Origin of the sequence: Flagellimonas profundi, from assembly GCF_017313275.1 — a bacterium.
GTDB classification, from domain to species: Bacteria; Bacteroidota; Bacteroidia; order Flavobacteriales; family Flavobacteriaceae; genus Flagellimonas; species Flagellimonas profundi.
In genome coordinates, this window is sequence record NZ_JAFLNM010000001.1 from 1,158,947 (window position 1) to 1,182,615 (window position 23,669).

General features: G+C 42.7%; 19 protein-coding genes. 12 read left to right on the forward strand and 7 right to left on the reverse strand.

What is annotated here, in order from left to right; all coding sequences use genetic code 11:
• Positions 1-39: 39 nt before the first annotated feature.
• Both J0654_RS05410 and aroC read right to left on the reverse strand, forming a co-directional pair.
• Positions 40-1,365 carry a dicarboxylate/amino acid:cation symporter gene (locus tag J0654_RS05410; RefSeq protein WP_207026633.1) on the reverse strand — a complete coding sequence of 442 codons (1,326 nt, stop codon included), beginning with the start codon at positions 1,363-1,365 and terminating at the stop codon, positions 40-42.
• A 56-nt stretch (positions 1,366-1,421) separates the two neighbouring features.
• Complete coding sequence (aroC, locus tag J0654_RS05415; protein ID WP_207026634.1) at positions 1,422-2,486, reverse strand: chorismate synthase; 1,065 nt, start codon at positions 2,484-2,486, stop codon at positions 1,422-1,424.
• A gap of 194 nt (positions 2,487-2,680) precedes the next feature.
• On the opposite strand from aroC, the gene J0654_RS05420 reads away from it, so the two are divergent.
• Entirely contained in the window at positions 2,681-3,598 is a 918-nt protein-coding gene (locus tag J0654_RS05420; protein WP_207026635.1) for a UDP-2,3-diacylglucosamine diphosphatase, read from the forward strand.
• On the opposite strand, the gene J0654_RS05425 is transcribed toward J0654_RS05420, so the two are convergent.
• Positions 3,569-6,484: an FAD-binding and (Fe-S)-binding domain-containing protein gene (locus J0654_RS05425; RefSeq protein ID WP_207026636.1), complete on the reverse strand. Its 2,916-nt coding sequence runs from the start codon at positions 6,482-6,484 to the stop codon at positions 3,569-3,571. The two genes, J0654_RS05420 and J0654_RS05425, sit on opposite strands and share 30 nt — an antisense overlap.
• 87 nt (positions 6,485-6,571) lie before the next feature.
• Between J0654_RS05425 and J0654_RS05430 the strand changes: the two genes are divergently transcribed.
• Both J0654_RS05430 and J0654_RS05435 read left to right on the forward strand, forming a co-directional pair.
• A complete protein-coding gene (locus tag J0654_RS05430; RefSeq protein WP_207026637.1) occupies positions 6,572-7,069 on the forward strand; it encodes a hypothetical protein in 498 nt (165 codons plus the stop codon).
• Between the two features lie 97 nt (positions 7,070-7,166).
• Positions 7,167-8,288 carry a TlpA disulfide reductase family protein gene (locus J0654_RS05435; RefSeq protein WP_207026638.1) on the forward strand — a complete coding sequence of 374 codons (1,122 nt, stop codon included), beginning with the start codon at positions 7,167-7,169 and terminating at the stop codon, positions 8,286-8,288.
• A 63-nt stretch (positions 8,289-8,351) separates the two neighbouring features.
• Here J0654_RS05435 and J0654_RS05440 read toward each other — a convergent pair whose 3' ends face one another.
• Complete coding sequence (locus J0654_RS05440; protein ID WP_207026639.1) at positions 8,352-9,002, reverse strand: rhomboid family intramembrane serine protease; 651 nt, start codon at positions 9,000-9,002, stop codon at positions 8,352-8,354.
• Positions 9,003-9,055: 53 nt separating this feature from the next.
• Here J0654_RS05440 and J0654_RS05445 point away from each other — a divergent pair, with 53 nt between their 5' ends.
• A complete protein-coding gene (locus J0654_RS05445) occupies positions 9,056-9,973 on the forward strand; it encodes a lysophospholipid acyltransferase family protein (RefSeq protein WP_207026640.1) in 918 nt (305 codons plus the stop codon).
• Here J0654_RS05445 and glmM read toward each other — a convergent pair.
• Positions 9,970-11,358 (reverse strand): phosphoglucosamine mutase, encoded by a 1,389-nt coding sequence (gene glmM / locus J0654_RS05450; protein WP_207026641.1) that lies wholly within the window; start codon positions 11,356-11,358, stop codon positions 9,970-9,972. The two genes, J0654_RS05445 and glmM, sit on opposite strands and share 4 nt — an antisense overlap.
• 91 nt (positions 11,359-11,449) lie before the next feature.
• On the opposite strand from glmM, the gene J0654_RS05455 reads away from it, so the two are divergent.
• Genes J0654_RS05455 through J0654_RS05465 form a run of 3 tightly spaced genes read left to right on the forward strand, consistent with a single transcriptional unit; the run spans position 11,450 to position 14,644 of the window.
• Positions 11,450-12,043: an acyl carrier protein phosphodiesterase gene (locus tag J0654_RS05455; protein WP_207026642.1), complete on the forward strand. Its 594-nt coding sequence runs from the start codon at positions 11,450-11,452 to the stop codon at positions 12,041-12,043.
• Positions 12,031-13,716: a gamma-glutamyltransferase gene (gene ggt, locus J0654_RS05460; RefSeq protein ID WP_207026643.1), complete on the forward strand. Its 1,686-nt coding sequence runs from the start codon at positions 12,031-12,033 to the stop codon at positions 13,714-13,716. The genes J0654_RS05455 and ggt overlap by 13 nt, the downstream gene beginning before the upstream one ends.
• 10 nt (positions 13,717-13,726) lie before the next feature.
• Positions 13,727-14,644, forward strand: coding sequence for an ATP-grasp domain-containing protein (locus tag J0654_RS05465; RefSeq protein ID WP_207026644.1), 918 nt, complete (start codon positions 13,727-13,729; stop codon positions 14,642-14,644).
• 4 nt (positions 14,645-14,648) lie between these two features.
• Here J0654_RS05465 and J0654_RS05470 read toward each other — a convergent pair whose 3' ends face one another.
• Positions 14,649-15,401, reverse strand: a complete 753-nt coding sequence (locus J0654_RS05470) for an XRE family transcriptional regulator (RefSeq protein ID WP_207026645.1) — start codon at positions 15,399-15,401, stop codon at positions 14,649-14,651.
• 157 nt (positions 15,402-15,558) lie between these two features.
• Between J0654_RS05470 and J0654_RS05475 the strand changes: the two genes are divergently transcribed.
• Positions 15,559-16,821 carry a putative DNA modification/repair radical SAM protein gene (locus tag J0654_RS05475; protein WP_207026646.1) on the forward strand — a complete coding sequence of 421 codons (1,263 nt, stop codon included), beginning with the start codon at positions 15,559-15,561 and terminating at the stop codon, positions 16,819-16,821.
• A 31-nt stretch (positions 16,822-16,852) separates the two neighbouring features.
• Positions 16,853-17,629: a TIGR03915 family putative DNA repair protein gene (locus J0654_RS05480; protein WP_207026647.1), complete on the forward strand. Its 777-nt coding sequence runs from the start codon at positions 16,853-16,855 to the stop codon at positions 17,627-17,629.
• Here J0654_RS05480 and J0654_RS05485 read toward each other — a convergent pair whose 3' ends face one another.
• Positions 17,630-18,157: a hypothetical protein gene (locus J0654_RS05485; RefSeq protein ID WP_207026648.1), complete on the reverse strand. Its 528-nt coding sequence runs from the start codon at positions 18,155-18,157 to the stop codon at positions 17,630-17,632.
• 83 nt (positions 18,158-18,240) lie between these two features.
• Between J0654_RS05485 and J0654_RS05490 the strand changes: the two genes are divergently transcribed.
• The 3 genes from J0654_RS05490 (at position 18,241) to J0654_RS05500 (ending at position 23,665) form a co-directional block, all read left to right on the forward strand.
• On the forward strand, positions 18,241-19,989 hold the full coding sequence (locus J0654_RS05490) for an APC family permease (RefSeq protein WP_207026649.1): 1,749 nt from the start codon (positions 18,241-18,243) through the stop codon (positions 19,987-19,989).
• A gap of 104 nt (positions 19,990-20,093) precedes the next feature.
• Entirely contained in the window at positions 20,094-22,955 is a 2,862-nt protein-coding gene (gene uvrA / locus J0654_RS05495) for an excinuclease ABC subunit UvrA (RefSeq protein WP_207026650.1), read from the forward strand.
• Positions 22,956-22,978: 23 nt separating this feature from the next.
• The gene (locus tag J0654_RS05500) at positions 22,979-23,665 is read left to right on the forward strand and encodes an LOG family protein (protein WP_207026651.1); all 687 of its coding nucleotides are present in this window, start codon (positions 22,979-22,981) and stop codon (positions 23,663-23,665) included.
• The last annotated feature ends 4 nt before the right edge of the window (positions 23,666-23,669 follow it).

A 23,669-nucleotide genomic window follows, 5' to 3' on the forward strand; every position in this document is an offset into this window, starting at 1 on the left:
ATGGAGGTCTTTTTTATTTCAAATGTTTCTTTCTTTGGTTTACTTGACCTCATCATAATGGTCATCCCATTCTTCCACATGTGGGTCGCCAAGTTTGTCCACAGATTTTGCAACAACCATAGAAACGGTGGCGTCACCGGTAACGTTCACTACGGTCCTGCACATATCCAACGGTCTATCTACAGCAAAAATCAAGGCCAGGCCAATCGCCAATTTGTCCGGTGGAAATCCGATGGACTCCAAAACAATCACCAACATGACCATTCCTGCTCCGGGAACTGCCGCTGAACCAATAGAGGCCAACAAAGCGGTTAATACTATGGTCAATTGATTTCCAAAAGTCAAATCAAACCCAAGAGCCTGCGAAATGAATACTGCGGCAACACCTTGGTACAAACTTGTCCCATCCATATTGATAGTGGCACCTACAGGAAGTACAAAACTGGATACTTCTTTATCCACACCAATATGCTCCTCTACCCTTTCCATGGTCACCGGCAAAGTAGCTGCACTGGAACTGGTAGAAAAAGCCAATAGTTGCGCTGGACTTATCTCTTTTAAGAACCACAACGGATTCTTTTTGGTAACCAGACCTACAATGGTGGCGTAGAAAATAATCATTAATAAAAGACCCAAGACAACAACTCCTGCATATTTCAAAAGGGCCAATAACAAGTCTGGGTCACTGGATGACACTACAACACCCGCTAACAGGGCGAATACGGCGTAAGGAGCCGTCAACATGATCAAATCGACCATTTTAAGAACCACATCGTTGAGAGCATCAAAAAAATCTTTAAGTGGTTTTGCTTTTTTCTCACCAATCAATAACATGGAAATGCCCAAAAAGATAGTAAAGAATATTACTTGCAGCATCAAGGCATTGTCCGTCATGGCCGCCAAAGCATTGTCCGGCACCATGTCAACTAAGAATTGCAAGGGCCCACTATCTTTTTGACGCGAAGCTTCTTCCAATTTTGAGGTAACCCCAGCATCACCTGCATAGGTATCGGTAAGCTTGGTCACCGTTTCTTCGTCAATACCACTACCCGGATTCAGGACATTTACCAACAATAGCCCAATGGTTATCGCCACTACGGTTGTCACGATATAGGTTCCAATGGTTCGAAGACCAATATTCCTAAATTTTGATATATCCTTGAGGTCGGAAATCCCTTTGACCAAGGATGCCAAAATAAGTGGTATGGCAATAAGCTTAAGAAGTTTTACAAAAATGGTTCCCAGAGGCTGGATCCAATCATTTACAAATTCCTTGCCCCAACTAACTTGGGTCATCACAAATCCAAAAACAATACCAATTAGCATTCCTATGAGGATTTGCCAGTGCAATTCCAATTTCTTCATAAAGTAAGATTATGGATGGAAAGATACTTTTTTGAATGGAAACGTCCTAACGTGGACTAGATTTTGTTGGTGCGGGCCAATAGCGAGTAGTCGGCTAAAACCAATGCAGCCATGGCCTCCACGATCGGCACAGCTCTTGGAACTACACAGGGGTCATGCCTCCCCTTGCCCTGGGTGGTTACTTTTTCACCTTCCTTATTGATCGTCTCATAGGATTGCAGTACGGTTGCCACAGGCTTAAACGCCACACTGAAGTAGATGTCCATTCCGTTACTGATACCACCTTGCACACCACCGCTACGGTTGGTTTTTGTGGTGCCGTCGGCATTGAAGGCATCATTATGTTGACTACCCTTCATGGCCACTCCTGCAAACCCACTGCCATATTCAAAACCCTTTACCGCATTAATGGAAAGCATAGCTTCACCCAAACGGGCATGGAGCTTATCAAAAACAGGCTCTCCCAGACCAATTGGTACATTTTGGATCACGCATGTGATCACTCCACCAATGGTGTCGCCTTGTTTCTTTATGGATTTGATGTAATCCTCCATTTTTTGGGCCATTTCGGTATCGGGGCAACGAACGGCATTGGACTCGATCTTGGAAAAGTCCAATTCCTGATAAGGCTTTTCCAACTTCATCTCCCCAACTTGGGAGACAAAGGCGTTTATTTTTATATCACTTAAAAATTGCTTTGCAATGGCACCTGCCACAACCCGACTCGCGGTTTCACGTGCAGAACTTCTACCTCCACCACGGTAATCACGGAAACCATACTTTTTATCGTACACATAATCCGCGTGCGATGGTCGGTACGAGTCTTTGATATGCGAATAGTCCTTGGACTTCTGATTGGTATTGTGAATGGCAAAACCAATGGGCGTTCCAGTAGTTTTTCCTTCGAACACACCCGAATAAATCTCCACCGTATCAGGTTCCTTGCGTTGGGTAACAATGGCAGATTGCCCGGGCTTTCTTCTGTTCAATTCCTCTTGAACCTTTTCCAAGTCCAATGTTATCCCTGCAGGGCAACCGTCGATGATACCTCCCAATGCTTTTCCATGAGATTCACCAAAGGTGGTGAGCCTAAAAAGTTGTCCAAAAGAATTTCCTGCCATTCGGTATATAAATTATGATGTCCCCAAAGGTAGACGATACAAATCTAATTCAAAAACGATGTCATGCCTTAATATTATTGTAACATATTTAGATTCAGCATGATGATTTTTTAACATTATCCTCATGAATTGATGACTTCGATTTCATTTTTATTTTATCCCAACCATTTTATTTTGCAGTAAACCCTATACCATTGAAAAAAAGGAAGATAGAATTGGCGGTTATCTCAGATGTACACCTGGGAACCTATGGCTGCCATGCAGATGAACTCATTACATATCTAAATAGCATACAGCCAAAAAAGCTGGTCTTGAACGGGGATATTATTGACATCTGGCAATTTAGCAAACGGTATTTCCCGCCTTCCCACCTCAAAGTGTTGAGAAAAATCATCGGGATGGCCTCCAAAGGGACCGAGGTTTACTATATCACTGGAAATCACGATGAAATGCTTCGTAAGTTCAGTGATACTTCAATGGGAAATTTTAAAATCATGAACAAGTTGGTGCTTAATCTGGATGGTAAAAAAGCTTGGATTTTTCATGGTGATGTGTTTGATGTCTCCATACAAAATGCCAAATGGTTGGCAAAGTTGGGCGGCTATGGCTATGACATCCTTATTTTGATCAATAGCTTCCTGAATTGGTGCTTGGCCAAAATGGGACGTGAGAAATATTCGTTGTCAAAAAAGATAAAAAACAGTGTTAAGAGTGCTGTTAAGCATATCAACAATTTTGAAAAGACCGCAGCCGAATTGGCCATAGAAAACAATTATGATTATGTGGTCTGTGGACACATCCATCAACCCAAAAAAGAGGTGTACGAGAACAAATACGGTAGTTGCACCTATTTAAATTCAGGGGATTGGGTGGAAAACCTGACAGCTTTGGAGTATTCTTTCAAACGCTGGAGAATATACCATTACAATCACGATAGACTTTCCCCTTTCTTTGTGGACGAGGATTTAAAGGAAATGGATATGAACGACCTCATCGCTTCGATAACCGATAAAGAAGTCAAGATTGAGGACGTTACCGAGGAATACTCTGGCGAAAGCGAAGAAAATGTAGATCAGGATTACCTAGACGACAAGGGCCTGTCTCAAGATTGAAACAGGGTGCAGTGCCTCCCTTTTCGTCCCATCCTTTATTTGATGCCTGCAACTTGTTCCGTTGGCCGCGATCAAAGTGTCCGCAGTACTTTTCTCCACCGCGGGAAACAACTTTAGTCCACCTACCTGCATACTTACTTCGAAATGTTCTTTTTCGTAACCAAAAGAACCTGCCATACCACAACAACCCGATGGTATAATCGTCACTTTATAGTTTTTTGGGAGATTCAAAACATCGAAGGTCACTTTTTGATTGCTCAACGCTTTTTGATGGCAATGTCCGTGAATTTTGATGGTCTTTTCCTGATCTGTAAAGCTATCGGAGGTGATATGGCCCGCTGCGATTTCAGCGGCCAAAAACTCTTCTATCAAAAATGATTGGGATGCCAATTTCTGTAATTGTTCCTTGTCATCATACAATCGCTGGTACTCATCCCTGAACGAAAGAATTGCAGAGGGCTCCAGTCCTAGAATTGGAGTTCCTGTATTTAAAACCTCTTTAAGGTTCTCCATATTCCGGGCCACCAACTTTTTGGCTTGTTTCAGAAATCCTTTGGATAGATAGGTTCTCCCACTTTCACCATAAAAAAGCTCTACATCATATCCCAATTTGCACAATAGCTCTATGGCATCCTTCCCGATCTGGATATCCAGATACTTCACAAACTCATCAATATAAAGGACGACCTGCTTTTTGGAGAGGTCGGTTCGCTTTACACGGTGCTTTTTCAGGTGATTTTTAAAATTGAATCGACCTACCTTGGGCAAGTTGCGCTCCGGGGCCACCCCTACCGCCTTTTTAAGCATTCCCCCGACCATTTTGGACTCGTACATACAGTTCGTGATGCCGGAAACCTTACTCCCCATAGCATTCAATCGGGTGTTGTGGGCAAACAATTTGCTTCGCAAGGAATATCCGTTGGCCTCTTGGTAATTGTATAAGAATTCGGCCTTTAGGGCGGCAACATCCACATTGCTGGGACATTCGCTGGCGCAGGCCTTGCAGCTCAAACAAAGGTCGAATGCCGTTTTAAGTTCTTTGTGGTCGAACCGATTGATTTTTTCAGAATTGGTCAAAAATTCACGCAATGCATTGGCCCTAGCTCGCGTAGTGTCCTTTTCATCTTTGGTGGCTTGATAGCTCGGGCACATACCACCGTTCATGTTATGGCTCTTTCTGCAATCACCGCTACCATTGCATTTTTCGGCAGCTTTTAAAATTCCCTCACTATCAGAAAAATCCAGTAACGTATTTACTTCGGGCTCCTTGCGATCAACTTTGTAGCGTAAAGACTCATCCATTGGGTATGCATCCACGATTTTCCCCGGGTTCAGCACCAAATTTGGGTCAAAAAGTGCTTTTACCCTTTTCAAGAGCTCATAGTTGGTCTCGCCAATCATCAGTGGAATGAACTCTGCACGGACAATTCCATCCCCGTGCTCTCCACTAAAGCTTCCATGATATTTTTTGGTCAACTTGGCTACATCGGTGGTAATGCTCCGGAACAACACCACATCCGCTGATTTCTTTAAATTAAGAATGGGCCGTAAATGCAATTCTCCAGCACCCGCATGGGCATAATACACTGCGTCTTGGTTGTACCCTTTCATGATCTGGGAAAACTCCCCGATAAAATCTTTTAAGTCCTCCAAAGCCACGGCCGTATCCTCGATACAGGCCACCGCTTTCCTATCCCCCACCATATTGCCCAACAGGCCAAGACCTGCCTTACGCAGTTCAATCGCCTTATGGATGTCCTCTCCGTACAGAATTGGGTTGGCGTAGCTCAGGCCGGACTTTTCAATCGTTTTTAACAACTCATCGAGCTGTTGGTCCAGATCTTTCCTGGAATCGGCCTTTACTTCCAACATCAAAATACCCGCTGGGTCACCGTCTACAAAAAAACGATTGGCCAATTGGGCCCTGTTGTTTTTGGTACAGTCTAGAATTACTTTGTCCATCATTTCACATAGGTGGAGACTGTGTTGCATAACAGGTGCAACGTCGCTTAAACAATCCTCCAATGTTTTATAATGCGTGGCCACCATGGCTGCAAATGGTGGAGGCAAGTCATCAAGTTGCAGTGTTACCGCCGTGGTAAAGGCAAGGGTGCCTTCGCTCCCGGACAACAATTTACACATATTGAAGTCTGCTGCATCATCCCCAAAAATGTTGTTTTTGAGCAGTTCATCCACTGCATAACCCGTATTTCTTCTGTGAATACTGGGTTTCGGAAATTCGGATTTGATATGGTGTTGCGCTTCTGGATCGGAAAGCTCCTTGTAAAGTTCATTGTAGATTTTGGCTTCCAACGAATGCCCTTGTTTCTTCTTTTCAAACTCTTCTTTGGAAATATCGGAGAAATAGGCATCGCTTCCGTCCGAAAGCACACATTGCATGGCAATAACCTTATCTCTGGTAACGCCGTATTGGATGGACGTTGTCCCAGAGGAATTGTTGCCGACCATGCCGCCAATCATACATCGGTTGGATGTAGAGGTATTGGGCCCAAAGAAAAGACCGAAAGGTTTTAAATATTGGTTAAGCTCGTCACGTACCACTCCAGGCTGTACCGTAACTTGTTTTTTGTCCTTGTCCAGACTAATGATCTTGGTAAAATAACGACTTACATCGACCACAATTCCTTCTCCCACACATTGTCCGGCCAAAGACGTTCCCGCCGTTCTTGGAATCAATCCAATGTTATTCCTATTGGAAAAATCCAGTAAAACCTTAAGGTCATCAGCATTTTTGGGATAGGCCACCGCTGTTGGCAATTTTCTATATACGGAAGCATCTGTGGCATAGATGGCCTTGCTCAAATCATCGAACAACAACTCACCTTTTAAGGCCAATGAGAGGTCTTTTAACAAATTTTTATCCAATTCGGAATACTTTTGGGAACCAAAACTAGTTTTACAACGTAAATCTAATACAAAACTATCTCTAATTTTTAACTTAATGAGACCCTTATGAAGATTACCACATTATTTTCAGTTTTATTTTTGTTTGCAACAGTTGGCCTTAGCGCACAGAATATTTCCGAGCATGCCTTGGGATTGCGTTTGGGCGATAGCGACGGCTTCGGGGCCGAGATTTCCTATCAAAAATCCATAGGACAATACAATCGAGCCGAGTTCGATCTTGGCTGGAGAGACAGTAGAGACTTTGATGCCTTTAAGTTGGCAGGTGTCTACCAATGGGTACACCAATTGGACGGTAACTTTAATTGGTATTACGGTGTTGGTGGAGGATTAGGAAGCGTGGATTTTGAACCTAATCCAGATTTTAACAATGATAACGACGGATTGTTCGTATTCGCTGCAGGTGATATTGGTGTAGAATACGATTTTGACATCCCATTGCTGCTATCTTTGGACTTTAGGCCCGAAATTGGCATACTTGGTTATGATGGCTTTGACAATGATTTTGATTTTGATATAGCGCTGGGTATCCGATACCAGTTCTAAATCTGTTCTAAATAAAAAGTTAACCCTTGGCTCAATACGGCCAGGGGTTTTTTTATGCCATAAACATTGAATACCTTAGCACCCTAAACATTTTTAAATGAAAAGACTAGTTACACTATCCCTTGGGGTTATATTTCTAACTTCCTGTAATTCCGACCCTAAAGGATACACTTTGAACGGTACCATAAATGGTGAACCCGAAAATGGTACCCAAATATTCTTAAAAACCACGGACTCCATTAATCAATTGGTAGATATTGACACAGCTTCTGTACAAAATGGTATGTTCAGTTTCAGTGGAAACCAAGTTGAACCTAAAATGCATTACATTTTTGTGGACCAAGTTCGCGGTAATGTTCCTGTAATTGTTGAAAACGGAGCCATTGAAGTGGAATTCCAGAAAGATAGTATTGATCAGGCCAAAATAAAAGGTACCGAACAGAACGAAATGTTCATGGACTTTTTAACGGAGTCCAGGAAACTATCGCAACGTGCGCGATCAATGCAAGACGATATGCGTATGGCGGCACAACAGAGAGATACTGCTACGGTTGCAGCGCTTCGCGAAGAGTTCATGGAGTTTCAAGAAGATGCAAAGGACTTTAATTTAAACTACGCCAAAGAGCATCCCAATGCTTTTGTGTCAGTGCTTATTGTTGGTAATTTCTTGGCCACAAAGGCACTTCCTGTAGACGAAGTCAAAGCACTGTTCGAAGGACTTTCACCTGAAATGAAGGCCACGGAGCCAGGTAAAAGAATCGCAGAACAACTCGAAAATCTTAAATCAACTGAAATAGGTTCCGTGGCACCGGACTTTTCAGCCCCTACTCCAAGCGGTGAAGTACTTGCTCTAAGTGATGTGACCAGCAATGCCAAACTTACTTTGGTAGACTTTTGGGCAGCTTGGTGCAGACCATGTCGTGCCGAAAACCCAAACATTGTTTCCGTATATAAGAAGTATCACGACAAAGGGTTTGATGTACTGGGTGTTTCTTTGGACAACAAAGCAGAGCATTGGACCAATGCCATCGAATCCGATGGGTTGGAATGGAACCACATTTCCAATTTACAACGTTTCCAAGACCCGATTGCCCGCATGTACAACATCAATGCGATACCTGCGGCATTTTTGTTGGATGAAAATGGCGTTATTGTAGCCAGAGACCTCAGAGGTCCAGCCTTGGAAGAAAAAGTAGCTGAAATTCTTGGAAAGAGCTAAACGATAAAATTTAAGTAAAGTAAAAGAAGGTCTTGATAATTTCAAGGCCTTTTTTTTTGTAAACTATATTTTGCCCATTTTATCCAACACAAAAAGTATAATGATCGGAATGGCCAACAATACCACAATAAGAGTGTCCGTAGCAAAAAGTTCCGGTTTAAAGAGCAAGGTGGTTGCATAGCCCCCAATGGCGCCACCAAAGTGTGCGGTATGGCCAATGTTGCCCATCCTGCTCTTCATCCCCCAAATGGAATATAGCAAATAAGCAATACCCAACACATAAGCTGGCAATGGAATAGGGATGAACATGATGCCCAATTGCATATCCGGGTTCAATAAAATGGCTGCATACAAAACACCCATAACGGCCCCACTGGCACCAACGGCACTATAAAAAGGTTCGTTTTTGTGAAAGAAAAGCGCCAACAGGCTCCCTGCAATCAAACTGATAAAATAAATGATCAAGAATTTTATGGGACCAAACCATCCGATGACCACGGGAGCAAAAAAATAAAGGGTAAACATGTTCAGGAACAAATGCGAAATATCCACGTGCAAAAAGCCCGAAGTCACCATTCGTTCTCGCTGACCGGCCTGTATAGCATTGATACTGAACTTGTATCTATCAAAAAAAGCAGCGCTATTGAATCCACGCAGGGAAACTAGAACATTAGCAACCATAATGGCAATAGTGGCAATATGTAAATTGAGCATGTAAATAAAGGTTTGGGTCCAAATATAGCTATATTTGCACACAAGAATAGTCTATGCAGCTCGTAGTTTTTATCCTTGTTTATCCATTGCTCTGGTTGATATCCAGACTTCCATTTAAAATCATTTATTTTATTTCTGATGGTGTTTACATGCTACTATATCATGTGATCGGTTACCGTAAAAAAGTGGTGCGCAACAATTTAGCTTTGGTTTTCCCCGAAAAGTCGGAAAAAGAACGATCATTGATAGAGAAAAAGTTCTACAAGCATATGTGCGACATATTTCTGGAAATGATGAAGACCATGGGCATGAGCAAAAAAGAAATTCAAGAACGCTTCACGGTAACCAATATTGAGCTCGTCAACGGATTGGAAGAAAAAGGTCTCAATACCATGCTAATGCTTCCCCATTATGCCAGTTGGGAATGGGTTCTGTCGTTGAATTTACAAATCAAATCCAAAGGCTACGGTATTTATCAAAAAGTGGAAAACAAGTATTTTGATAAGTTGGTCAGAGACATCAGGGGCAAATACAATACTGAACTCATATCCACCAGAGAATCCAGAAAAATTCTTAAAGCTGCAAAAGAAAGCAAAGAATTGTTGATGGTCGGTATAATCAGCGATCAGTCTCCTATGGTCAGCAGAACAAAGTACTGGACAGACTTTATGGGAATTGTGGTACCTGCTCATGTTGGCGGCGAAGAAATATGCAAAGCCAACGACTTTATACCAGTCTACCTCAAGGTTCGTAAAAAGAAAAGAGGATATTACGAAGGCACCTTTAAAATTCTGTCTGAAAACCCCACCGAAGTTCCTGATTATGAAATTACCGATGCCTTTCTACGTGAAACGGAAAGATCCATTCGAGAGGCACCGGAATATTATTTCTGGACGCACAAACGCTGGAAACACAAAGACAAAGTGCCAAAAGAGTTCCAGGAAACACCTGCTAAAGTGGCGAACACCTAGATTCCCGCCACTTCCTTTATTTCGCCGATGATTCTATCGGCCAATCCATCTGCTTCTTCCTGGGATTTTGCCTCAGTGTAAATTCGGATAATAGGTTCTGTGTTCGATTTTCTTAAGTGTACCCAGTTTTCTGGAAAATCAATTTTTACTCCATCAATGGTCGATACATCTTCATCTTTGTATTTGTTGTGCATGGCTTCCAAAAGCGCATCCACATCCAAATCCGGGGTCAGTTGAATTTTCTTTTTGCTCATAAAGTAGCTGGGGTAGCTGGCGCGTAGCTCGGCAACCGTCCCTCCACGCTCTGCCATCAACATCAAGAACAAGGCTGTTCCTACCAGGGCATCACGACCGTAATGGCTTTCCGGATAAATGATTCCGCCATTACCTTCGCCACCAATAATGGCGTTATTGGCTTTCATTTTTGTCACAACGTTCACCTCTCCTACCGCAGCGGCTTCGTAGGTTCCTCCATGTTTTTCCGTAATATCTCGCAAAGCTCTGGAAGATGATAGGTTGGAAACTGTGTTTCCCTTGGTTTTGGACAATACATAATCGGCACAGGCCACCAAAGTATATTCCTCACCGAACATTTCTCCGTCGTTGCTGATGAAGGCCAAACGGTCCACATCGGGATCGACCACGATACCAAAATCAGCTTTTTCCTCGACTACTTTTTTACAGATGTCACCCAAGTGCTCTTTCAAAGGTTCCGGATTATGCGGAAAGTGGCCTGTTGGATCACAATAGAGCTTTACCACTTCCACCCCCAATTCTTCAAGCAATTTGGGAATGGCAATGCCCCCCGTAGAGTTCACACCATCAATAACTACTTTAAAGCCTGCTTTTTTAATTGTTTCGGCTTCTACTAAGGACAATTCCAGGACTTCATCAATATGAATGTCGATATAGGAATCATTTTTAGTGATTTCTCCTAAATCATCGACCTCGGCAAAATCAAAATCTTCCTTTTCGGCCAAAGCCAAAATTTTTGCTCCTTGCTCAGCATCCAAAAACTCCCCTTTTTCATTCAAGAGTTTTAAGGCATTCCATTGCTTGGGGTTATGACTTGCGGTTAAAATGATACCTCCGTCTGCTTTTTCCAAAGGAACCGCAATTTCTACTGTTGGTGTGGTGGACAATCCTAAATCAATTACATCAATTCCAAGTCCAACCAAAGTAGAGACCACCAAATTTTGGATCATCTCGCCCGACAAACGAGCATCTCGCCCAATTACGACCTTTAATTTATCTTTCTTGGCATACGATTTTAACCATGAGCCATAGGCTGCTGCGAATTTAACCGCATCTACGGGGGTCAAGTTGTCGTTTGTTCGGCCTCCAATGGTGCCTCGTATACCAGAAATTGATTTGATCAGTGTCATAATTGTTAAAAAAGTTTTTGCAAATATAATCGGGCTTAACGGATTCCATGTTTTGAATTTGTAAATTTCGACAGAAAAGGAATTTGCCCCGATGAACTTCTTAGCGCATATCTATTTATCTTTTGATGATGAGGAAATAACTTTGGGTAATTTCTTTGCCGATCACATTCGCGGCAACAGGTACAAACATTTGCCGGATAAAATCCAGAAAGGTATCCTACTGCACCGGGAAATCGACACCTTCACCGATGCGCATCCGACCGCAAGAAAAAGCAGTAAGCGCCTGCACGAGAATTATCATCATTATAGTCGGGTGATCGTTGATATCTATTACGACCATTTTTTAGCAAAGAACTGGAGCGATTATTCCACTATTCCCTTGGAGGAGTTTGTTGAAAATTTCTATATTCTCTTGGAGGACAATTACGACATCCTTCCCATGGCCACCAAACGGATGATGCCATACATGATTGCGGACAATTGGTTGCTCAATTATGCCAATTTAACAGGAATTGATCGGGTGCTCAATGGTATGAACCGACGGACCAAAAACAAATCGCGAATGAATTTTGCCATTTTGGACCTTGAAGAACACTATACAGAATTCGAAAATGAGTTTACCTCTTTTTTTAAAGAATTGATTACCTTTTCCAACCAAAAATTTATTTCTCTATGCGAAGACTAATACTCCTCTTCCTCCCCCTTATCTTTTTTATCAATTGTAAGCAACAACCAGCAGCACCTACCGGACTGGTTGCCGAAAAGGCCATGGTGGTATCCGCCCGTGAAGAAGCTTCTCAACTGGCGGTTGATATTATGAAAAAAGGTGGAAACGCCTTTGACGCCATGGTGGCTACGGAACTTTCCCTTGTTGTCGCTTATCCATTCGCAGGAAGCGTTGGCGGTGGCGGGTTTATGGTATATCGTAAAAATGATGGTGAAGTCGGTGGCCTCGATTATCGCGAAAAAGCCCCGTTGGCCGCTCACAAGGACATGTATTTGGATTCTTTGGGCAATGTGATCCCTGGTTTGAGCACATCGGGAGGAACCGCTGTGGGAGTGCCAGGTACGGTTGCAGGAATGATCAAGGTTCACGAAAAATTTGGAAAGCTTCCGTTAAAAGAGATTATACAGCCCATTATCGCACTTGCCAATAAAGGGGTGGTGGTTACCGAGAAGCAGGCCAATAGATTGGAAAGAACACGTGAACGCTTTATCGAAGCCAATGGTGACAGCACAAAGTTCGCCGGTCCTTTTGCTGCAGGGGATACCATAAAATACCCTGCCTATGCCAAAACACTCCAAAAAATAATGGAAGAAGGACGTGATGGTTTCTACAAGGGTGAGGTCGCCCAAAAATTAGCGGCGTTTGTTCAAGAAAATGGGGGACTCATCACCGAAGAAGATCTGGAAAAGTACGAAGCCGTCTGGAGGGACCCTATCGTTTTTAATTATAAGGACATTAAAGTGATTTCCATGAGTCCGCCCAGTAGCGGAGGGGTCACCATCAATCAAATATTTAAAATGATGGAGCCTTATGATGTTTCAAAGTTTGGGCATAACACTACCAAGACCATACAACTGTTCACCGAAGCTTCACGAAGGGCATATGCCGATAGAAACTTCTTTCTTGGAGACCCAGACTTTGTGGACATTCCTTATGATGTGCTTTTAAACGATGACTACTTGCAAGAAAGAATGGCCGACTTTTCGTTTGATAAGGCCACATTGTCTTCAGATGTAAGCCATGGTGAAGTAGAAATCATTGAAAGCGCACAGACCACTCACTACTCCATCGTGGACAGCGAAGGAAATGCCATTTCAGCTACCTCTACTTTAAACGGAGGGTACGGTTCCAAACTATACTGTGCCGAACTCGGTTTCTTTTTGAATAACGAAATGGACGATTTTAGTGCCAAACCGGGTGTTCCCAATATGTTTGGGCTTATCGGCGCCGAAGCCAACAGCATTGAACCGGAAAAGCGTATGCTGAGCAGCATGACCCCTACCATTGTGGAAAAAGATGGCAAACTATACATGGTTGTGGGCACACCTGGTGGTTCAACAATAATTACAGCGGTTGCACAGACTATCTTAAATGTTTATGAGTTTAACCTAAGCATGCAGGAAGCGGTGAACGCACCCCGTTTCCACCATCAATGGTTACCCGATATGGTGATTTTTGAGCCCGAAGGTTTCACCGAAGAGCTCAAAGCTGAATTAAAATCCAAAGGGTACATCATTAACGAAGAGCGTACACCTATCATCGGAAAGGTAGATGCAATACGTGTACTGCCCAACGGAAAATTGGAAGGTGGAGCGGACAAACGCGGAGATGATACCGCAGTTGGTTATTAATTAGCATTCAATGAAATTCGACCTTGTTGTTTTGACGGACCACCGATACGTGGCCCCAAAAGAAAAGACACCCTACATCCAAAATGTACTGCAAGAAGACCAACTTGTTTTGGACGCTTTGCAAAGTCAAGGATTAAATGTGGTGCGTAAAGCTTGGGACGACCCAGATTTTGATTGGTCAAACACCAAATACGCCCTGTTCCGAACCACTTGGGACTATTTTGACCGTTATGCGGAGTTTTCCTTATGGTTGGAGAAAGCTTCAAAACAAACACAATTCATCAACTCCAAAGAACTAATTTATTGGAACATTGATAAGCACTATTTGCAAGATCTATCCAACGCTGGAGTAACGATTCCCAAAACGGTTTTTGTGGAAAAGAGTTCAGAGACAACACTCGCCAATGCCATTGCAAAGGCTAAATCGGAATATGGTTTTACTGCCGATACCTATATTTTAAAACCCTGTGTATCTGGAGCAGCTCGACACACCTACAAAATAGGAAGAGACGAAGTTAACAATCACGAATCCATCTTTAAAGCATTGGTGGGGAACGAGGCCATGATGCTTCAGGAGTTTCAAGGGAACATCGTTTCCGAAGGTGAAATCTCCATGATGGTTTTTAACGGAGAGTTCACCCACGCCGTATTAAAGATTGCCAAACCAGGTGATTTCAGGGTTCAGGATGACTTTGGAGGGACCGTTCATGGTTATGAACCAAGTCAAGAGCAAATAGCATTTGCCAAAAGTGTTGTACATGCTGCACCTGAGCTGCCTATTTATGCAAGAGTCGATATTTTTAAGGACAATGATGGTAACTGGGCGTTGGCCGAACTGGAAATTTTTGAACCTGAGCTCTGGTTTCGTTTAAACCAGAGTGCGGCCCACACCATGGCAAAAGCGATCAAAAACAAATTTTTTACTTAAAACTTTACTTGGCAATTTGTTTTTTCAACTCCTCCATGGATTCTTGAAGTTGTTTTAACAAGCCTGTTTCGGTAGTAGCATCTACGTTAAATGTGAGCTTGCTGCTCACCTCCCAGATTTCCTGTATTTGAAAGGGCTTGATTTCGTAAGGTGGATAGGTTTCGTTTAAGGAAACCAAGGTGATGTTGTTGGAGTTGGGCTTGCGCTCTATTTTTTTAACCATTACGGAATCCTGCAACACCACAACATACATTTTATTGGGACTCACATGATCGATATGTTCAATGGCACGCGCTAATACCCAATCATTGGGCCTTAAATTGGGAAGCATACTGTCTCCTTCAACCTGAAAACCACGGTAAGTTGCATTTCGGAACTCGGGAATGGGCATATCAAAAGCAGGTAATTGCCTATACCAACTAGTGTCCGATATATTCTGTGGATACCCTGCAGCAGCTTTGGCGTTAACCATCACCATGTTGTCATTTTCGGAATTGTCAACCGTTACTACTTTTGGAATAACACTGGTTTTGGAAGTGTCTAAATGTTTTTGGTCACTTTCGCCGAACAGCCATAACGGATTTATTTTGAATTGCTTTAATAGTTCGGCCACTACTTTACCTGAAAGTTTGGTCCTCCCGCGCTCTATGTCCGCTGTGGTGTTTTTGACACCCAATAATTTGGCAAACTCGGTTTGGGTAAAGCCGAGTTCCCTGCGGATATCGGTAAATCGTTTTAAGGTTATTTCGTTTTCCATCATCAAATTGATAAGGTCAATTCCAGCAAATCCGTTCCACAAGAAATTGACAATCCATTCTCAAATATAGCTATTTTGGAATATTTCCAAAAACTTTTATGGATTATTTCCATTATTTGGATTATATCCATATATTTGGTTGGAATATTTCCAAGTTATGAATTTTGATAGGATACGTGAAAAACTAAATATATTGGCGGATGCAGCCAAGTACGATGTCTCCTGTGCCAGCAGCGGAAGCGATAGAACCAATAAAGGAAAAGGGTTGGGCAATGCTTCCAAAATGGGAATTTGTCATAGCTATACAGCAGATGGCCGGTGTGTGTCCCTATTAAAGATATTGTTGACCAACCATTGTATTTTTGATTGTGCCTATTGTGTTACTCGAAAAAGCAATGATGTGCCCAGAGCTGCTTTCAAGGTGCAGGAAGTGGTCGACCTCACCATCAATTTTTATCGAAGGAATTATATCGAAGGACTTTTTTTGAGTTCCGGCATATTTAAAAGTCCCGACCATACCATGGAGCGCTTGGTATCCGTGGCCAAAAAGCTGCGTGAAGAGGAGAATTTTAATGGATACATCCATTTAAAGTCAATCCCTGGGGCAAGCGATGAATTAATGTACGAAGCAGGGCTTTATGCAGACCGGCTTTCCGTAAATATTGAAGTTCCCACTATCTCTGGGCTCAAATTATTGGCGCCGGATAAAAAGCACGAAGACTTTACCAAGCCAATGGAAAAAGTGAAAAACGAGATCGTACGATACAAATCGGAGCATAAAATCATTAAAAGCACCCCAAAATATGCCCCAGCGGGTCAAAGCACTCAAATGATTGTAGGAGCAACTGGAGAATCGGACAAGGATATCATGTATTCTGCGGCCTATTATTACAAAACGTTCCATATGAAGCGTGTATACTATTCCGGCTACGTTCCCGTGACCCACGACTCGCGTTTACCCGCCATTGGGTCGCAAGTGCCGATGTTGCGCGAAAACCGTTTGTACCAGACGGATTGGCTATTGCGTTTTTATGGCTTTTCCATCGGGGAAATCTTGAACAACCGGCATCCCAACTTGGACATGGATGTGGATCCGAAACTCTCATGGGCCTTGCGCAACCTACATCATTTTCCAGTGGATGTAAATACGGTAGATAAGCGCCTTTTGGCCCGAATTCCGGGCATTGGCATGCGGTCCGTGGACAAAATCATAAAGGCAAGAAAGTTTAGAAAGTTGAACTGGGACCATCTCAAAAAGATTGGTGTGGCCCTCAACCGTGCACAATATTTTATGGTTTGCGACTCCCGGCATTGGGAGCGTCGTGACTTGGACGCGGATAAAATAAAAGGTATGATTTTGCAAAATTCCTCTGGGAAATTTCGAAATCAGTACAGTACGCAATTGTCATTGTTCAATTAGTAGTGATATGAAAAAACAAAATATACGCACTATGAATGCTTCAACAACCTTAATTTATGACGGTAGTTTTAACGGATTTTTGACCGCCGTTTTCGTCGCCTTTGATGAAAAGATCAATGTGGCCGACATTCAAAAGAACAATCAATCCCAAAGTGGATTGTTTTCCGAAACCGAAACCATTTTCACCCATGTAGAAAAAGCCAAACGTGTTTGGAACGGTATCCGCAACAGGAGCCACAACGCCATTTCGAACGTCTATTTTGCTTTTTTGAGCGAAGCCGAAGGCGTGGAAATGATACTTTACTCCTATATTCAAAAATTAATGCGCACCAAAAATGGCAAGTATTTGGATTATTCGGACAGTACTGTGCTATACATCGCCCAACTGGCCAGAAAAGTGGGGCGTGAAAAGCATCGAATGGAAGCTTTTGTTCGATTTCAATTGACCAATGACGATATATATTTTGCCAATATTGAACCTGATTTTGATGTATTACCCCTGATCTCCAAGCATTTTCGTGATCGCTACGCGGACCAAAAATGGCTGATCTACGATGTAAAACGCAAATATGGTATTTATTACGATTTGGACCATGTGGAGATGGTTTCCTTGAACTTAAAGGACATACACCACAACAAAACCGCGAAAAGTGACGTCTTTACACATGAGGAATACGAATACCAGACCCTTTGGAACGATTATTTTAAAAGTACCAATATCGCTTCACGTATCAATCCTAAATTACATACCCAACATGTGCCAAAACGATATTGGAAATATTTGAGTGAGAAAAAGGAGGCGGTTTAATTATCCTTTTCCCCTCTCCCCCACAAAATGGTCGCTTTTGGTTTTAAACAACACATTAAAACTGGTCAAGCTGCCATAAATGCGTGTAATATATTGTTGTAGATCTACTTTTTCTTGGTCGTCCAGATTTTTGCTGCTGTTGATCTTTTGCTCCATCACGCGGATACGATCGCGCACCATCACAATTTTATGGAAAAAAGTCTCAATGGGCATTTCCTTGTTAGCCGTGCCATCATCGGGTTCCAATATCAGTTTCCCGCCTTTCCATTTATCCGCTATGGCCACTTTTTCATGGGTGTCGCTCCATTTCTCCAGTATTTTAACCAAGGAGCGTTCCACATCAAAAAAACTTACACTGTCCACTTCGTCCTCCACACCTTCGATCACATCAAAATCAGCGTCGAGGTCTATGGTTTCCAACCCGTTTTCCAAAAAGGTAACCCAATAATGTTTGGATGATACGTTAGTGACCACACCCTTGCCATATTCCGGGTGATCTATTCTGGAGCCAATACCCAATAATTTCATAATTATAATTATTTTCTGTTATCAAATTTAGAATTTTTGGTTGTAAGCCCTAACTTAGTTGTCGGTTTTATAAACCAGCATTCATGGAACCACACAAACTTAGGGCAAAGCTCGGAGAGTTGGCCTCAACGTCCATTAGTGGTAACGACATCAGTTCATCATGCCTTTACGTGTCGGCCTTGGCCGTCTTACATGCCGGTCAGTACGCTTGGATTTCTTTACTTATCGTAGGAGTCGTTCTCTTTTTATTTCGAAAAATCTATGGCGAAGTGGTCGGGGCCCTTCCTATGAATGGTGGCGCATACAATGCCCTGCTCAACACTACCAGTAAGAGCATGGCATCTTTGGCCGCATCCCTTACCTTATTATCGTACATGGCAACTGCTGTAATTTCCGCCAATGAAGCCATGGCTTATCTGAAGAATATCGTACCCCAACTTCCCGTTATTTTATCCACCATTTGTCTGTTGGCCATTTTTATGGGGTTAGTGATCATCGGTATTGGTGAATCCTCAAAAGTTGCTATCGCTATATTCATTTTTCACTTATCCTCTTTGATATTATTGTCCTCCTTTGCAGGCATTTACCTTTTTGAACATGGATGGGAAGTGTTTTCCAACAACAATGCGCTGCCCGTAAAACACGGAGCATTGCCCATGGCCTTATTTTTTGGTTTTTCCGCCGCCATGTTGGGAATCAGCGGTTTTGAAAGTTCAGCGAACTTTGTTGAGGAACAAAAAAAAGGTGTGTTCCCAAAAACTTTGCGCAATATGTGGGTGGTTGTCACCATTTTTAATCCTTTGATCGCGTTTTTGGCCCTGGCCGTGCTACCGATCTCGGATATAGAATCCAACAGTGAAGCCCTGTTGTCCATCATGGGGAACCAAGTAAGCGGTTCTTGGCTATCGTTTTTAGTTTCCGTGGATGCAGTTTTAGTGCTCAGTGGTGCCGTACTCACATCTTTTATTGGTGTGTCTGGTTTGGTGGAACGTATTACCTTGGATAGAATTTTACCCCCTTTTCTTTTAAAAAGAAATAGAAATGGAAGTACCTATCGCATCGCCATCGTTTTCTTTATGCTGTGTGTCTCCATCCTATTGATTACCGAAGGAAACCTGGAGGCATTGGCGGGCGTTTACACTATAGCATTTTTGTCGGTTATGGCACTTTTTGGCATTGGTAATATTTTGTTGAAGGTTAGACGCAAAAATCTACCTAGACCTGAGCGTTCTGGTTGGTTATCCCTATTGATTGCCATTGCTGCGGTAATTTTGGCCTTGGTGGGCAACATATTGCTAAACCCGGATTACCTGGCTGTATTCATGGAATACTTTATTCCCACCATCGCCTTGGTTTTGGTAATGCTCAACAGAACCGCCCTTTTAAAGTTGTTGTTGCGATTGATTCGATATTTTCTCGATCCCGTCAACCGATTTTTGCTTAAATCCTATCGTGGCATCAATCAGGTGATCGACCGCATCAACGACCAAGAGTTTGTTTATTTCACTAAAAAGGATGATGTGGCTGCCCTAAACAAAGTGTTGCTTTACATCAGAAACAATGAACATACGCGAAAATTAAAAATTGTATCCGTTTTTCCCGAAGGGGAAAATGCTACTGATAATTTTGTGTCTGATTTGAATGTATTGGACAGGGAGTATCCCGAAATCAAAGTTGAGTTTATCCAATTACATGGGGAGTTTACACCTGATTTGATCAAAGAATTGTCCGAAAGATGGAACATTCCCATCAATTTCATGTTCATTGGAAGCCCTGGTGACAGGTTCCCCTACCCATTACAGGATTTGGGCGGGGTACGACTTATAATTTGATGTGAAAAAATAAGGCTCCTCGTATTTTTCGGTATTAAAAACGAAACTCGGGGCCACTTCCTTTTTACATCTCAAATCGCTACTTTTGAGGTTTGCTATGATTTATGATCAATTACGAAGAAAATATTGAGGTTAAGGGCGCTAGGGTCCATAATCTTAAAAATATAGATGTTACCATACCACGCGAAAAACTAGTGGTGATCACTGGGCTTTCCGGGAGTGGAAAATCCTCTTTAGCCTTCGATACCATCTACGCCGAAGGCCAACGTAGGTACATTGAAACTTTTTCGGCCTACGCCAGACAGTTTTTGGGCGGATTGGAACGCCCCGATGTGGATAAGATAGACGGTTTGTCCCCTGTAATTGCCATTGAACAAAAGACCACCTCAAAATCTCCTCGCTCTACAGTGGGCACCATTACCGAGGTCTACGACTTTCTCCGACTTTTGTTTGCCAGAGCTGGTGACGCTTACAGTTACAACACGGGCGAAAAAATGGTGAGCTACAGCGACGAGCAAATCAAAGATTTGATCATTGAATCGTACAAAGACAAGAAAATAAATGTACTGGCCCCTGTTATCAAATCGCGTAAAGGGCATTATCGCGAACTTTTTGAGCAGATTGCAAAGCAAGGCTTTGTAAAGGTACGTGTGGATGGTGAGATCATGGACATCACAAAGGGGATGAAAGTAGACCGGTACAAAACCCACGACATCGAGATTGTAATAGATCGTTTAAAGGTGGGCGACAGTGAAGATTTCCACAAACGATTGAGCGAGACCATCAACACAGCAATGTACAGTGGGGACAACGTCCTTATGGTTCTGGAGGAGGGTGAAGCTGTGCCACGGTATTTCAGTAGGGATTTAATGTGTCCATCATCGGGCATCTCCTACCCAACTCCTGAGCCCAACACATTTTCCTTTAACTCGCCTAAAGGGATGTGTCCCGAATGTAGCGGATTGGGCCACGTGTTCCAGGTGAACGAGCGCAAAATCATCCCGAACAGAAAAGTATCCATCAAATCCGGTGGACTTGCTCCCCTTGGCGAATACAAAAAATCCTGGGCCTTCAAACAACTGGAAACTATTGCACAACGCTACAAATTTGATCTATCGGATGCAATTGAAAAGATTCCAGAGGAAGCCATGAACGTTATTTTAAACGGAGGCAAAGAAAGTTTTGAAGTGGATTCCAAAAGCCTGGGTGTAAAAAGACAGTACAAAATTGATTACGAAGGTATCTCCAACTTCATCAAAACACAGTATGAAGAAGCCAACTCCACATCTATAAAAAGATGGGCGAAGGATTATATGGACAAAGTAGAATGTCCTGCTTGTGAAGGTTCCCGGTTGCGAAAAGAATCCCTCTATTTTAAAATCGACGGTAAAAACATTGCCGAGTTGGCCCAGATGGACATTGCCGAACTTGCCAACTTCTTCAAACATTTGGAAGATACCTTGGAGGGGAACCAAAAGAAAATCGCCGAGGAAATCATTAAGGAAATTAAGGCCCGGGTTGGTTTTTTGTTGGATGTGGGGCTTGACTACCTCTCCTTGAACCGAAGCTCCAAATCGTTGTCGGGAGGTGAAGCACAGCGTATCCGGTTGGCTACCCAAATTGGATCACAATTGGTGGGAGTACTTTATATTTTGGACGAACCAAGTATAGGTTTGCACCAACGTGACAACGAACGCCTTATCCATTCCCTGGAAGCCCTTCGCGATATTGGTAATTCTGTGATCGTGGTGGAACACGACCGGGACATGATCGAATGTGCGGACCATGTTATCGACATTGGCCCAAAAGCAGGAAAACATGGGGGTGAAATCATTTCTGAAGGAAGTCCAAAAGAACTTATCGACCACCACACCATCACGGCACAATACATTACAGGCGAGATGGAAATTCCCGTACCTAAGGAAAGACGCAAGGGAACGGGCAAAAAAATAACGCTTTCTGGTTGTACGGGCAATAACCTTAAGAATGTGACCGTGGATTTCCCTTTGGGAAAACTAATAGGGGTCACGGGAGTATCGGGCAGTGGCAAATCCACTTTGGTAAACGAAACCCTCTACCCTATTATGAACGCCCATTACTTTAATGGCGTTAAAAAACCGATGCCTTACAAAAAAATTAAAGGGCTGGAGCACATAGACAAGGTCATTGATATTAACCAATCACCGATTGGACGTACACCAAGGTCGAATCCAGCCACTTACACAGGTGTTTTTAGTGAAATACGTTCCCTTTTTTCCAAAACCACGGAAGCTACCATTCGCGGCTATAAACCTGGCCGATTTAGCTTTAATGTAGCAGGCGGAAGATGCGAAACCTGTCAAGGTGGGGGGCTCAAAGTCATAGAAATGAATTTTTTGCCAGATGTTTACGTGGAATGCGAGACTTGTAATGGCAAAAGATTTAACCGGGAAACCTTGGAAATACGCTACAAGGGAAAATCCATTGCAGATGTGTTGGAGATGACCATCAACGAAGCAGTGGATTTCTTTGAGAATATTCCAAAAATTCATCGTAAACTTAAGACAATAAAAGATGTAGGTTTGGGTTATATATCATTAGGACAACAATCCACTACCCTTTCTGGAGGAGAGGCCCAAAGGGTGAAATTGGCAACAGAGCTTTCCAAAAGAGATACTGGAAATACGTTTTACATCCTCGACGAACCGACCACAGGCTTACACTTTGAAGATATCCGGGTACTTATGGAAGTACTTGAACGCCTAGTGGATAAAGGCAATACCATATTAGTGATAGAACATAATATGGACGTTATAAAAATGATGGATCATATTATAGACATTGGATACGAAGGAGGAAGAGGAGGCGGAAGAGTTGTTGCAACAGGTAGTCCAGAAGAAGTTGCGAAAGACAACAAAAGCTACACGGCTAAGTTCTTAAAGAAAGAATTGGACAATACAAATCAAAAAATTAAACGAGCGGTTTAAAAAAACACGGAACAACGATGCACATGCGAAGAGAAAAACATTCCAAAGGATGGAATGAGATAAAGACAAACGATTCGTGGGCCATATTCAAAATTATGGGCGAGTTTGTGAATGGATTTGAAAAAATGAGCGTAATCGGCCCATGCGTTTCCATTTTTGGTTCGGCAAGGGTGCGCGAAGGCCATCCTTACTACGATTTGGCAGTTAAAATTTCCCAAAAGATATCCGAGGCCGGATATGGAATCATCACCGGTGGAGGCCCGGGAATTATGGAAGCCGGTAATAAAGGGGCCAACTTAGCGGGAGGAACTTCCGTTGGATTGAACATCGACCTGCCTTTTGAACAACACGACAATCCTTTTATCGACGAAGATAAGAGCCTCGACTTTGACTATTTCTTTGTACGTAAGGTCATGTTTGTGAAATACTCCCAAGGGTTTGTTGTAATGCCTGGTGGATTTGGGACCTTAGATGAATTCTTTGAGGCCCTTACCCTTATCCAAACACATAAAATACACACTTTCCCTATTATTCTTGTGGGATCGGAGTTCTGGAAAGGCTTACTTGATTGGATTAAAAACACCTTGGTTGAAGCGGGCAATATAAGCTCAAAAGATTTGGACCTGATAAAATTAGTGGACACTGAAGATGAAGTTGTTGAAATTATAGATGCCTTCTACAAAGGCAGAACACTGAGCCCAAATTTTTAATCAT